Below are 12,570 nucleotides of genomic sequence, written 5' to 3'. Positions count from 1 at the left end.
CATGCGTCTTTGCGCCGCTTGCACGGGGCCTTTGGACAGGACATAACGCGGGCAACCCTGACCAAAGGAGCCCTGATATGATCGGTCGTCTCAACCACGTTGCCATAGCCGTTCCCGACCTTGACGCGGCCGCCGCGCAATACCGCGGCATGCTGGGTGCCAAGGTCGGCGCACCGCAGGACGAGCCAGATCACGGCGTCACGGTGATTTTCATCGAGCTGCCGAACACCAAGATCGAGCTTTTGTATCCGCTGGGCGAGAACAGCCCTATCAACGGCTTTCTGGAAAAGAACCCCTCGGGGGGGATTCACCATATCTGCTACGAGGTGGACGACATCATGGCGGCGCGGGCGCATCTGTTGGCCGAGGGCGCGCGCATTCTGGGCGGCGCAGAGCCGAAGATCGGTGCCCACGGCAAGCCGGTTCTGTTCCTGCACCCCAAGGATTTCAACGGCACATTGATCGAACTGGAACAAGTCTGATGTCCATCACCTCTGCAATCGTTCTGTTCGCCGTGCTTTGGTTTCTGGTGTTGTTCTGTGTTCTGCCCTTCGTCAGCCATACCCAACAACAAGAGGGCAAGGTCGAGCCGGGCACGCATGCCTCTGCGCCGTCCGATTTCAAACCGCGCCGGGTGGCCATGCGGGTGACGATGATCACCGCCGTGCTTTGGGTTCTGCTTGGTGGCGTGATCCTGTCGGGTGTGATCACGGTGCGGGATTTCGACGTTATGAACCGCCTTGATCCTTTGCCAACCTTTGGACCAAATGAGTAAAGGTCGCAGCCCCCAGTATCGGCACGATCAGGTTCAACAGCGGCACCGACAGCGGTAGGGCCATAAGAATGCCGGCCAGCCAGATCTGGGCTTTGTGGCGGTCGCGCAGCCGCTTTGCCCCGTCGCGCCCCAGACGGCGCATCGCGACCAGCTGAAAATATTCGCGCCCCAGCAGAAAACCGTTCACGGCCCAGAAGATGAATGGCGCCAATGGCGCGAACATCAGGTAGAGCACCAGAGCGGCGATGTTCACCACCACCAGCAATGCGAAAAAACCCAGTGTATCCTGAACGATCTCGGTCACGGGAATGCGCGGAACCGGCGGCAGATGGGGATAGTGCTTTTCTTCGACTGCCTTCGCGACATCCTCCAGAAACAGGCCGGTGAACGCCGAGGCGACAGGGACCATCAAAAACACCGACAGCCCCATCATCAGCAGGATCGACGCGCCCGACACCAGTTCGTGCACCCATTGGACGGACCCGATCCAGGGCAGGGTCATCGTGTCGGGCACAAAGATCTGGATCGCCCCCAGAAACAGCGCATAGATCCCGAACAGCAGCGCCACAGTCAGGCCAATCCCAACCCACAGCACACGGCGAAAGCGCGGGTCGGTGATCTGCCCCAGCGCCTTCAGGAAATCGCCAAGGATCATTCGGATGCCCATGTGGTTATCGCGTCCAGATCGGGGCGCGGGCGGTCCGGCGGGGCGCTGGTTTCGGTGCCGATATGGATAAAGCCCGCGACGCTTTCGTGGTCGCCCAGCCCCAGCCCCTGTTCGACAAAGGCGCGGTCGTGGCTGACCCAGCCGGACAACCAGTTCGCGCCCCAGCCCGCGGCAAGCGCCGCATTGACCATCGCGAGGCAGACCGCGCCTGCGGAATAGACCTGCTCAATCGCAGGAACCTTGTCCGAGGGCCTGGGGCAAGAGACAACCGCGACCGCCAGCCCGGACTGCGCGAACTGGTCGCGCCCCTTGGCCATTTTTTCGCCGTCAAGACCCAGCGCGGCCCCGCGTGCGACGGCAAGGGCGGCCAGGCGGTCAAGCGCGGCGCGGTCCAGCACGACAAAGCGCCATGGTTCCAGTTTGCCGTGGTCGGGGGTGCGGGCGGCTGCGGTCAGGATCGGCATCAGCGCCGCGCGGTCAGGATAAGGGCCGGTCATCGTCTTTGCCGGACGAGAGCGGCGGGTCAGCAAAAAATCCATCGCTGCGGGGTTTGGCGTAAGCATGCAAATCTTCCTGTTGTTTCCACCGATGTCGGCCATTCCCGCCCGAATTTCAAGGTCTTGACGGTTGGGAATGACGCGGGCCAAAGGCCGGGCTAGAAAAAGAACCCGGCCAGGTCTGTGATCACCCCTTCGGCAAAGGCATCGAACCGCGCCAGGGGTTGCCGCGCGGCAAAGGTCTCTGCAAAGGGATCGGGCGCGTCGATGGCCGAACCCGACAGCGTTTGCAGAACGGCATGGCCGCAGAACGGCACATAAACCTCGGAATAGCCGCCCTCGTGGACCAGAACCAGACGCCCGCCGCAAAGATCTGCCGCCGCCTCTGTCACCATCTCTGTCATCCGGCGAAAGGTATCGGCGGTGGCCATCATCCGGCCCAGCGGATCAATCGCCGCCGCATCATAGCCGCAGGCGACGATGATCACATCGGGCCTGAACCGCGTCAGTGCCGGCAGGGCCAGACGTTCCATCGCCTGCAAATACAGCCGGTGCCCGCCGCCGGGGGGCAGGGGGATGTTCATGTTCGCGCCGCGCCCCGCATCCGCGCCCCTGTCGCCGGCGTCGCCGGTGTCCAGCGGGTAATTGTATTCCTGATGTATGGAAATTGTCAGAACCTCGGGGCGGTCGTAGAAAATCGCCTCTGTCCCGTTGCCGTGGTGCACATCCCAGTCCAGCACAGCCACCCGGTCGGTCATTCCCTCTGCCAGCGCCGCCTCCACCGCTATGGCGATATTGGCCAGCAGGCAGAACCCGTTCGGCATCTCGGGCAGACAGTGATGCCCCGGCGGGCGCGACAGGGCATAGGCGTTCTGCGTGTCCCCGTTCAGCACGGAATACAGCGCGCCCTTGGTCAGCCCCGCTGACAGCGCCGCCAGTTCGAACCCGCCGCGCCCGAATGGCGCGCGCAGCCCCAATTCGCCGCCGCCCGCATCCGACAGCTTTTTGAAGGCGTGCAGATATGCCGCGGGATGGACCCGCACCAGATCGTCCAGCGTCGCCGCAGGGGCAGACCGCGCCTGAAGGTCGTGGATCAACCCGGTCACATCCAGCAGGTTCTTCAACCGCCGCTTTGTTTCCGGGCTTTCGGGCAGGCCACCTGCGGACATCGGTTGCACCAGCCCGCCCACCGGCAGGGTCAGGGCATAATTGCCGCCCGCATGCCAGAATGACCGCTCGTCCCAGAAAAACCCTGTGCGCATTCCGCTCTCCTTGCCTGCCTCCGGCGATCCTAAACGCCCATCCGGCCCCGAACCAGCATCTCTTTGCCGATCTTGGTTCTAAAAATATCCTCGCGCGAAGCGCATAGACCTTTTTGGCCCGCCCTGAACCGGCTAGCCTTTGCCGGGCAATCCCGCGCCCTGAAGAGACACAACACCCCATGACCCACCCAACACTTTCCCATCTGGCAAAGGACGGCGCCGAAATCGCCGTGCGCGTGACGCCCAAGGCCTCGCGCAATCTGGTGGTCGAGGAAGGGGGCGTGATCCGCGTGTATGTCACCACCGTGCCCGAGGACGGCAAGGCGACGGCGGCGGTGGCAAAGCTTTTGTCAAAGGCGTTGGGCGTGGCCAAAACGCGGCTGGTGCTGATCCGTGGCGCCACATCGCGCGACAAGGTGTTCCGCATCGACGGCTAGGAGGTGGGTTGCCGTCTGTAGACCCCTTCGGGCAGGTCCAGCGCCGCCGAAAGATCGCGCAGCTGGTTCAGTGACAGGGTAACCTTCTGCACGGTCTCTGAGCGGGGGTCCAATTGCTCTACGGTGATGCAATCCTCGAAGGCGTTGATCGTGATGTCTTCCTGCAAATGCACAGCCCCCTCGTCGACAAGGGTGATCACGGTCGCGTCGAAGTCATGCTCGATGGTAAACATGACCCAAGCTTACGACAGCCGCACCGCAATGCAAGCCCCGCGTCACACCCGATGGGCGGCGGACCGCACAACCGCGTGAGTGTTGTGCATTTGGGGGGTGGAGGCCGCGCCAAGGTCTGCTAGTTTCACGCAAGCCAGAATGGCACAGAATACAGAATAACGAGGTGGATATGCGCGGAATTGGTCTTTTGGTGGTGCTTGGTCTGGCGGGATGCGTCGAGGTTGTGGCCCCTGCACCCGCACCGCAGCAACGGGCGCAGGCCCCCGCGCCTGTCACCCGGTTGAACGCCGACACCGCCGCGCGGAACTTTGCAACCGTGGTCAGCCGCGTCGAGCCGGTGGCAGAGGCCGAGTGCCGCGCGCGGACCAGTAACACGGATTGCAACCTACAGATCGTGGTCGATGACCGCGCCGGCGAACCACCGAACGCCTATCAGACGCTCGACAAACAGGGCCGCCCGATCATCGCCTTTACCCTTGCGCTGATCGCCGAGGCGCAAAATCAGGACGAGCTGGCGTTTATCCTTGGTCACGAGGCCTCGCACCATATCGAGGGGCATATCCCGCGCGGGCAGCAGTCGGCGCAGACAGGGGCGGTTCTGGGCACGCTGTTGGGGGCCGCGCTGGGGATTGAGGGGCAGGGGCTGGAAACCGTGCAGCAGATCGGCGCGACCGTCGGTGGGCGGCGGTTCTCGAAGGATTACGAGCTTGAGGCGGACAGCCTTGGCACGGTGATCGCCTATAAGGCGGGCTATGATCCGGTGCGGGGCGCGCAGTATTTCGCGCGCATCCCCGACCCCGGCAACCGCTTTTTGGGGTCGCATCCGCCGAACGCGGCGCGGATCGACACAGTGCGCCGAACAGCCGCAGGGCTATAGCGGCCTTGCGCCAGATCGAGGGGGTCGTCAGTGACCGCGGGTCGAAATACGCGGTATCCGGCGGCCTCGTGTCCAGCCGCGACGAGGTGGACGCCTTTCTGAAGACGCTGAAGCAGGCAAAGAAATACGCAAAGGCCACGCATAACACCTGGGCGGTGCTGCTGGACGATGCGCCGCTCAAGAACGACGACGGAGAGTCGGGCGCGGGCATGGTGATCTTGCGGATGCTGGAGCGCGAGGGCCTGCGCAACCACGTGATCGTGGTGACGCGCTGGTATGGCGGCAAGCATCTGGGGGGCGACCGGTTCCGCCATGTGCAGGACTGCGTGCGGGTCTATCTGGAAGCCGAAGCCGCCGCCTGACCCGCACACAGGGTTCAGTGCTTGGCGTGGGTCAGGAACAGCCAGGCCATCAGGGCGGTGCCGGTCAATGTGACCAGCGACCCCACAATCACCAGACCTTCGCCGCCGCCGGTATCGACGACGTATTTGCCCGACACCAGCAACACGGCGCCGATCTGGTAGACCCACAACTGAATACCCGCCACCCGCGAGGCCCCCATCGTCGGCCAGCTTCGGTGCAACAGCCCGAACAAGGCCGACAGGACAAAGCCGACAAGATTGGCATGGGCATGGGTGTTCGTCAGATTTTCCTGCGCAGTGATGCCCATATAAATCCCGAACGCCATACCAAACAAAAGCCACGCAAAACCGAAGAGAACATAGGTACGATCAACTTCCACAATCCGTCCCTCCCTTGTTTTCCGGGACGCATATCTCAGGCTGGTCCCGATGCTACGTGGCGGGAATAGTGCGCCCGAATGCGGGATTTTTCAATGGGGGGCGCAGACCGTCGATATTGGACGGTCCGAGAAAAAGTGGGCGCGTATTTACTCGCGCCCACGGATGTCTATCGCTTGGGCTTCTTGTTCGGCGACTGAGTTAGCGCCGATGCCGCAACAGATTTAACTTTCGCTGGAGTTTTGGGGTTGCGCAGCAAAGACGATGCTATCTTTGCCACTTTTTTGGAGGTTTGCTCTGACTTACTCATAATGCAAAGTACCCTCGAATTTTTGAGGAAGAGTGTTTGCGAAGCGGTGACCATTGATCACTTCTGAAACACGTCCCTGATTGATTGCTCCAAGGACTGCGGCAATCTGAGCCTGATTTAATTGGGTGTAGTGCCACAGCCATTTAATATGAGCAGCGAGGGTTGTGTTCAGTCTGGGACTACTGTTTTTTACGGGAGCGTACGCCAAAATAATCTTCCTTCTATTAGTTGAAGGCGGCCATTGAACTATGATGCGTAAGGATATATCCTATTTCCATACACTGGAGGATTTACCTAAGCATCGGTCGCTTATAGCTACCGTTTCTTTTCCTTCTAAAAGCGGAAATGCCCTGCAAGGCACTTCCGCTTTTTTTATCTTAGGAGGTTTTGCAGTTGACCACAACCGTTAAGGGATATGTTTAATCTAGTACTGCCTACTGCCGTCTAAACCATAAAACAAAGGCGTGTCAAGCCTTCAGAGCGCTAATATGTGAAGCCTCACAATGGTTTTATTTCGAGAATCGTTCATCTAGTGGTTCTTGAAGTCGGTCGCGCAATAGGTTGATTCGCACCTAAACAACCGTTCCCCACAGATCGTACTCGCTCGCCTCGTCCACTTCCACGGTCACAAGATCCCCGGCCTTCAACCCTTCGAAGCCTTCGTCGATGAACAGGTTGCCGTCGATCTCGGGGGCGTCGGCCATGGTGCGGCAGGTGGCGCCTTCGTCGTCGACGCTATCGACCAGAACCTGACAGGTGGTGCCGACTTTGACCTCCAGCTTGGCGGCGGAAATGGTCTGGGCCTTTTCCATGAACCGGTCCCAACGCTCTTGCTTGACCTCGTCGGGCACATGGTCTGGCAGGGCGTTCGACCGTGCGCCCGCGACGTTTTCGTATTGAAAGCAGCCGACGCGATCCAGTTGCGCCTCGTCCATCCAGTCCAGCAGGGTCTGGAACTCTGCCTCGGTCTCTCCGGGATAGCCGACGATAAAGGTCGAGCGCAGGGTGATGTCGGGGCATATGGCGCGCCAGGCGGCGATTTCGTCCAGCGTGCGGGCGGCGGCGGCGGGGCGGGCCATGCGTTTCAGAACGCCGGTGTCGGCATGCTGGAACGGAATGTCGAGGTAGGGCAGCACAAGGCCGTCCGCCATCAGCGGGATCAGGTCGCGCACATGGGGGTAGGGGTAGACGTAGTGCAGCCGCACCCATGCGCCGAACTGGCCCAGTTCGCGGGCAAGGTCGGTGATGTGGCTGCGCACCTGCCGGTCCTTCCACGGGTTCATGTCGTAATTGCGGTCAAGCCCGTAGGCGGATGTATCCTGAGAGATGACCAGCAGTTCCTTGACGCCCGCCTCTACCAGCTTTTCCGCCTCGCGCAGGATGGCATGGGCGGGGCGCGATTGCAGCAGGCCGCGCATGTCGGGGATGATGCAGAACTTGCACTTGTGGTTACAGCCCTCGGAGATCTTGAGGTAGCTGTAGTGGCGCGGGGTCAGGGTGACGCCGGTTGCGGGCAGCAGGTCGATGAACGGATCGGGCGAGGGCGGGATGGCGCTGTGCACGGCATCCAGCACCTGTTCGTATTGGTGCGGGCCGGTGACAGCCAGGATGTTGGGGTGGTGTTCGCGGATATAGTCGGGGTCCGCGCCAAGGCAGCCGGTGACGATGACCTTGCCGTTCTCGCGCAGCGCCTCGCCGATGGCGTCCAGCGATTCCGCCTTGGCGCTGTCGAGGAAGCCGCAGGTGTTGACGATGACTGCATCCGCGCCCGTGTAGTCGGGGCTGATCGCGTAACCTTCGGCGCGCAGGCGGGTCAGGATGCGTTCGCTGTCCACCAGCGCCTTGGGGCAGCCAAGGCTGACCATGCCGATGGTCGGCTGGCCTGCGCGGGGGGCGTCGGAAAACTTGGCCTTGGGCGCAAGATCGGGGCGGAGGTTGGGCGGGTTCTGGGTCATGGCCGCGTATATAGGCGCGCGGGCGCTGCGGGGGAAGAGGGGTTGATATTGCGGGGCGGGGCGCTGCCGCGAATGATCCGCCGCAGCGAGGATAAGTTTTTCGTATGCAAGCATTCACATCTATGATTTTGTGAGTCTCACGCCACGACACACACAACACGGATCGGCGGCGTGTCCTTTGTTTGGGGCAAGGGGTGCGACCGGCCGGCGAACACCTTGGGAGGTGACTCAATGACTGAATACAGAACAACCCGCGCTTTTGCGGGGCTGATGGCGCTTGTCGCGGCGACGGTGCTTTCGGCAAGCGGTGCCAGCGCGACCGAAGGGTATTTCGCGCTGGGGAATGACGCGGTGCAGCGGGCGCAGGGCGGGGCGGGCGTGGCCCATTCGGTGAACGCGATGTCGGCCACCGTGAACCCCGCGGGTATCGTCGATGTGGGGCGCGAATTGCAATTGGGGCTGGAACTGTTTTCGCCAAACCGCGGGTTCGAGGCCACCGGAACAGGCTTTGTCCCGGCCACGTCCTTGCGCAGTGACAAGCCGTTATTCCCGATCCCGAACTTTTCATACAATATGCCGCTTGCGAATGGCGATGTGTTCAACATTTCGGCCTATGGCAACGGCGGGATGAATACGACCTATCCTGTGGTCTCTGCCGGATGCGGATCGGTCTATTGTGGCGGGCCTGCGGGGGTCGATCTAAGCCAGTTGTTCGTCTCGGCCACCTATGCGCGCAAGGTCGGCAACCTGTCGTTCGGCATCTCCCCGACACTGGCGGTGCAGGCGTTCAGCGCCGAGGGATTGGCAGCGTTCAGCGGTGTGTCCTCCGATGCTGCAAAACTGACCGATAACGGGCGCGACTGGTCCCATGGCTTTGGCCTGAAGGCAGGGATGCAGGTGGATCTGTCCGACACGCTGCATTTCGGGCTGGCCGCGCAGACCAAGATGAAGATGTCGAAGTTCAAGAAATATGCGGGCCTGTTCGAGGATGGCGGCAGCTTTGACATTCCCGCCTCTTTTACGGTCGGGGTGGCCTGGGACGCGCGGCCGGATCTGACGCTGATGGCCGATTATCAGCGGATCTTTTACAGCGGGGTCGGGGCCATCGGCAACGCGGGCAATGCGGGTCCGCTGGGGGCAAAGGGCGGCGCGGGGTTCGGCTGGGATGATATCGGGATTATCAAACTGGGGGCAGAGTGGCGCAAAAGCGACCGTATGACGTGGCGCGCCGGTTACGCCTATTCCGAAAACCCCATCGGCCCCGAGGATGTCACGTTGAACATCATCGCGCCGGGGGTGGTTCAACACCATCTGACGGTCGGCGGCAGCTACAGTCAGAACCAGCGGGACTCGTTTGATTTTGCGGTGACATATGCCGTGCCGAATTCTGTCAGCGGGCCAGAGGTTACGCCGGCTGGAACAACGCCGGGGTCGTCCATCAAGATCGACATGCATCAGGTCAGCGCGACACTTGGCTGGTCGCGCAAGTTCTAGGCGGGGGCGCGGCACCCGCCCTGTGCGCATCGACGCCGGGGCGGGGGTGGGCGCGCGAAGGCGGGGCAGTGTTTCACCGCAGGCGACTCGGCGCTTGATTCTTTGGTGAAAGCCCCTATCACTGCGCCCACCCGTAGTGGCTAGTTGCCATAACGTCACAGTATCTAGCTAAACATCGCGGGAAGCAGTCTGCGGTTTTGAAAATTATTATGTTTCGCCGCACAGTCCGGCGCGAACACTATCCGGTGCGACCACACCCCGGATGTGGAACCTTTCAGGAGACACCGGATGGCCCTGCCCCTGTGCAAAATTGCGACACTGTCTGCGGCTGTTCTGGCTTCGGTTCTTGGATTGAACGTCGCGGACAGAGCCTGGGCGCAGAACGTCGGTCTTGATGGTGCCTATGATGCGGATGTGCCTGATCCAATGGACAAGGCCGGGGACGCGCCGGTCGGCAGCATCTCGGCCGGGCTTGGGTATAGTTCCGATATCGGCGGCAATGTCAGCCTGGGGTTTACGCGGAACCGGTTTCTGGGGCGTGACCAGTCGCTGCGCTTCGGTGTGAATATCGCCAAGGATGACCGCCGATTCAGTCTGGATTTCCGCAACAACAATATGTTCGGCGGGTCGCCGGCCTTCGGGGTCGGGGTGTCCTACGTGGATACGCGGGCGACGGATACGTTCAGGTTCGACACAAAAAGCTTCCGCATCAGGCCTAGCCTCACATGGCATCAAAGCGACGAAGTCAGCATTCAGGTCTTTGCGCGATTCTCGCATGATGTGATCGAGAACGTGGATGCCGCGACGTCCAAGCTGATCCGCGATGACGAAGGGTCGCGGAATGCGACCGGTATCGGCGGCGTGCTGTCGTATGATTTCGGCGTCGCAAGCGCAACGTTCTCGGCAGAGGGTGTCGCGACAAACGACAGTTTGAATTACCTGAAGACCACCTTCCGGCTGGAGACATCAAACGAGATCGCAGGCGGGCGGGTCGCGCTGGGCGCGGCGCTGAAGGGCGGCATGCTGTTCTCGCAGAAGGGTGACATCGGCATTGGTGACCGGTTCTTTGTCGGGGCTGGCGATGTGCGCGGCTTTGCCTTTGCCGGGATCGGGCCGCGTGACCTGAATGTTCCGGGCACGGCCTCTTTGGGCGGTAAAACCTTCGTTTCTGCGCGTCTGGATGCGCGTTTGCCGCAGGTGTTCGGTGCCGAGGCAAAGCTGGTTCCGGGCGTGTTCGTCGATGCCGGATCGTTGTGGGGGCTTGACCGGACGGGGGGCGGAGCCGCTGGCCTGAACGCGGTAGATGACGGCTTTCATTTGCGGTCTTCGGCCGGCCTGACGATACAATACGATCTGGGGATCGGGATGATCCAGCTTAGCGTTGCCGAGCCGGTCAAAAAGCAATCCTACGACAAAACGCAGCAGTTTCAGGTTTCGTTTTCAACGGTGTTTTAAGACAATGCCGGTGATGTCAGGACGACAGAAGCCGGACACCGGCATGATATGAGACTTCGCCAACTGATTGCGGCTTTTACAAGGCACTTTTTCCGGCCTGGGGATAAAAGCCCGCTACCCTGTTGATTGGGCCGCATTTGCGTCAAAAAAGCATCCAAAAGGATGATTTCGATACGCCGAATGGATGAATTATGTTGATTCGAAGCCATCTTGTCCGCATAGATAGATTGTGCAGCCGTAGGCAATTTTTTGCCGACTAGTTTTCATTGAGTTTTGTAGTTCCCCTGTGTTGAACGGCCAAGAATATTAATAAATGCGAGATTTGCACACTCCTGTCTTCAAAAGAGCGGTTCAAGAGGTGTCAAATTGAAGTTTTCCAGCCCGTATGTTCTGGCCTTGGGCCTGGTTGCCATCAGTGGTTGCGCCGAACCTGTGAAGTTCGAGCGAAGCCTTGACGAGGTTGTGCAGCTTGTCGACAAAGAGGCGAGGGGCCCCAACTATGGCCCGATCGGCACGCCGCGCCCGCCGCAAGCAGGGGGCGACCTGTTTGCCTTTGCCGCCTCTGCCACCGAAAAAAGCCCGTCTGTCACTGCCGCCGAAATGCGCCGCGCCGCATCCGAGGCCCGTATCGAGGAATTGCGCCGCGCCTTCCGCCCGCAAGTCAGCATGGCAATCGAGCAGACGCAGACACAGCAGGATATCCTGTATTCGTCCAATCCGTCTTTTGCTGGCAACTCGTCGAAATACACCACGCTGGACACAACCCTGACCGCCCGCCAGAAGGTTCTGGATTACGCGGCCTCCGCTGACATCGCGTCGGCGCGGGCCGAATTGGTCGCGCGCGGCGCGGATCTTATGGTGGCGCAGCAGGATGCGCTGGATGGCATGTTGCGCCGCTATATCGGCAGTGCGGAAGCGCTGGAGCGGTTCTCTTTGGCCAATGCCGAAGTCGCCTATTACACCTCGCGGAACCAGTCCGAGGCACAGCAGGTCGGCGAGGGCGCGATGCGCCAGTCCAAGCGTGCCGAAACCATGGCCGAACTGGCGCGGGCGCGCAGCGACCTTGCGGTGGCCCAGGCCGATTACCGCATTCGCGTTGACAGCTTTTGCCGCATGGCGTCCGACGTTGCCTGCCCGCTGCCGCGTGCGGTGAACCTGTCGCGGCCTTTGCCACGGCCCGAACCCTTGACCGAGGCAGAGCGTAACGCGGTGGCGAACAGCCCCGAGCAGCAATCCCTCAAAGGCACGCTCTCGGCGGCCCTGAGAGAGGTCGAGCGTGCGCGTCTGGAACTGCGCCCCCGTGTGTCGGTGGTGGCCGAGCGGTCGCGCCGTGATCGTGGTGGTTCGTTGTTCGACGGCTCCAGCCTGACAGAGACCACGGATATCGGGGTTCTGATGGAATGGGACATGTATACCAGCGGTCGCGTCAAGGCGACCAAGACCCGCGAATTGAACGAGGCGCTGGCGATCGAACACGAGCGTGAGCAGCGTTTGCGCGATCAGGTCAACGATCTGGAAACCGCCCACGCCGCTTTGGCCGCGCTGTGGCAGAACGATCAGGCGCTACAGGCTGTCGTGACCAACCGGGCGCAAGGTTTGTCCGCGCTGCGTCTGGAAATGGACGCCGGAAGTGCAACCGAAGTCGAAATCGGTATGGCGCAAATGGAAGTCGTTCGCGCGCAGGTTTTGCGTCAGGCGACGCGCCGTAACTATGTTGCCGCAACCGTCGCGCGGGCCCGGGCCACAGGCGCGCTTGATGCTGATGTTGTCAAATATGTCGCGAATATTCTGTCCGACGGTCAGCTTTCGACAAAAGCCTACCGCTGAATACCCCGGCCGCTGTGGTTGGTCCTTGATTGAATGCAGG

The 12,570-nt window shown here is 61.2% G+C and carries 14 protein-coding genes; 8 read left to right on the top strand and 6 right to left on the bottom strand.

From position 1 onward, the window contains the following. The first annotated feature begins 77 nt into the window (after positions 1-77). Positions 78-482 (top strand): methylmalonyl-CoA epimerase, encoded by a 405-nt coding sequence (gene mce, locus ACEN2R_RS00425; RefSeq protein ID WP_442038086.1) that lies wholly within the window; start codon positions 78-80, stop codon positions 480-482. Then, positions 482-775 (top strand): DUF1467 family protein, encoded by a 294-nt coding sequence (locus ACEN2R_RS00420; protein ID WP_442038084.1) that lies wholly within the window; start codon positions 482-484, stop codon positions 773-775. The genes mce and ACEN2R_RS00420 overlap by 1 nt, the downstream gene beginning before the upstream one ends. Here the strand turns inward: ACEN2R_RS00420 and ACEN2R_RS00415 are convergent. From ACEN2R_RS00415 to ACEN2R_RS00405, 3 genes are all read right to left on the bottom strand, one after another. Further along, the gene (locus tag ACEN2R_RS00415) at positions 729-1,427 is read right to left on the bottom strand and encodes an EI24 domain-containing protein (RefSeq protein ID WP_442039449.1); all 699 of its coding nucleotides are present in this window, start codon (positions 1,425-1,427) and stop codon (positions 729-731) included. The two genes, ACEN2R_RS00420 and ACEN2R_RS00415, sit on opposite strands and share 47 nt — an antisense overlap. Next, positions 1,427-2,005 carry a nitroreductase family protein gene (locus tag ACEN2R_RS00410; protein ID WP_442038082.1) on the bottom strand — a complete coding sequence of 193 codons (579 nt, stop codon included), beginning with the start codon at positions 2,003-2,005 and terminating at the stop codon, positions 1,427-1,429. Before ACEN2R_RS00410 ends, ACEN2R_RS00415 begins: the two co-directional genes overlap by 1 nt. A gap of 92 nt (positions 2,006-2,097) precedes the next feature. Beyond that, positions 2,098-3,201: a class II histone deacetylase gene (locus ACEN2R_RS00405; protein ID WP_442038080.1), complete on the bottom strand. Its 1,104-nt coding sequence runs from the start codon at positions 3,199-3,201 to the stop codon at positions 2,098-2,100. Between the two features lie 179 nt (positions 3,202-3,380). On the opposite strand from ACEN2R_RS00405, the gene ACEN2R_RS00400 reads away from it, so the two are divergent. Further along, positions 3,381-3,638, top strand: coding sequence for a DUF167 domain-containing protein (locus tag ACEN2R_RS00400; protein ID WP_442038078.1), 258 nt, complete (start codon positions 3,381-3,383; stop codon positions 3,636-3,638). Here ACEN2R_RS00400 and ACEN2R_RS00395 read toward each other — a convergent pair. Then, on the bottom strand, positions 3,635-3,871 hold the full coding sequence (locus ACEN2R_RS00395; protein ID WP_442038076.1) for a hypothetical protein: 237 nt from the start codon (positions 3,869-3,871) through the stop codon (positions 3,635-3,637). The genes ACEN2R_RS00400 and ACEN2R_RS00395 overlap by 4 nt on opposite strands. 170 nt (positions 3,872-4,041) lie before the next feature. On the opposite strand from ACEN2R_RS00395, the gene ACEN2R_RS00390 reads away from it, so the two are divergent. Continuing rightward, the gene (locus ACEN2R_RS00390) at positions 4,042-4,749 is read left to right on the top strand and encodes a M48 family metallopeptidase (protein ID WP_442038074.1); all 708 of its coding nucleotides are present in this window, start codon (positions 4,042-4,044) and stop codon (positions 4,747-4,749) included. A gap of 5 nt (positions 4,750-4,754) precedes the next feature. Further along, positions 4,755-5,111 carry a YigZ family protein gene (locus ACEN2R_RS00385; RefSeq protein WP_442038072.1) on the top strand — a complete coding sequence of 119 codons (357 nt, stop codon included), beginning with the start codon at positions 4,755-4,757 and terminating at the stop codon, positions 5,109-5,111. A 14-nt stretch (positions 5,112-5,125) separates the two neighbouring features. On the opposite strand, the gene ACEN2R_RS00380 is transcribed toward ACEN2R_RS00385, so the two are convergent. Both ACEN2R_RS00380 and rimO read right to left on the bottom strand, forming a co-directional pair. Further along, positions 5,126-5,491: a hypothetical protein gene (locus ACEN2R_RS00380; RefSeq protein WP_442038070.1), complete on the bottom strand. Its 366-nt coding sequence runs from the start codon at positions 5,489-5,491 to the stop codon at positions 5,126-5,128. 880 nt (positions 5,492-6,371) lie between these two features. Next, the gene (gene rimO, locus ACEN2R_RS00375) at positions 6,372-7,754 is read right to left on the bottom strand and encodes a 30S ribosomal protein S12 methylthiotransferase RimO (RefSeq protein WP_442038068.1); all 1,383 of its coding nucleotides are present in this window, start codon (positions 7,752-7,754) and stop codon (positions 6,372-6,374) included. 231 nt (positions 7,755-7,985) lie between these two features. Between rimO and ACEN2R_RS00370 the strand changes: the two genes are divergently transcribed. The 3 genes from ACEN2R_RS00370 to ACEN2R_RS00360 all read left to right on the top strand — a co-directional run bounded on the left by ACEN2R_RS00370 (position 7,986) and on the right by ACEN2R_RS00360 (position 12,530). Next, positions 7,986-9,248, top strand: coding sequence for an OmpP1/FadL family transporter (locus ACEN2R_RS00370; protein WP_442038066.1), 1,263 nt, complete (start codon positions 7,986-7,988; stop codon positions 9,246-9,248). A 288-nt stretch (positions 9,249-9,536) separates the two neighbouring features. Further along, entirely contained in the window at positions 9,537-10,703 is a 1,167-nt protein-coding gene (locus ACEN2R_RS00365) for a BamA/TamA family outer membrane protein (RefSeq protein ID WP_442038064.1), read from the top strand. A 366-nt stretch (positions 10,704-11,069) separates the two neighbouring features. Next, complete coding sequence (locus tag ACEN2R_RS00360; RefSeq protein ID WP_442038062.1) at positions 11,070-12,530, top strand: TolC family protein; 1,461 nt, start codon at positions 11,070-11,072, stop codon at positions 12,528-12,530. Positions 12,531-12,570 lie beyond the last annotated feature (40 nt).

Origin of the sequence: Pseudogemmobacter sp. W21_MBD1_M6, from assembly GCF_052119585.1 — a bacterium.
In the GTDB taxonomy this organism is placed as follows: Bacteria; Pseudomonadota; Alphaproteobacteria; order Rhodobacterales; family Rhodobacteraceae; genus JBGQOJ01.
Note: the sequence above shows the minus strand (reverse complement) of the source record. Positions and strands in the feature narration are given on the sequence as shown.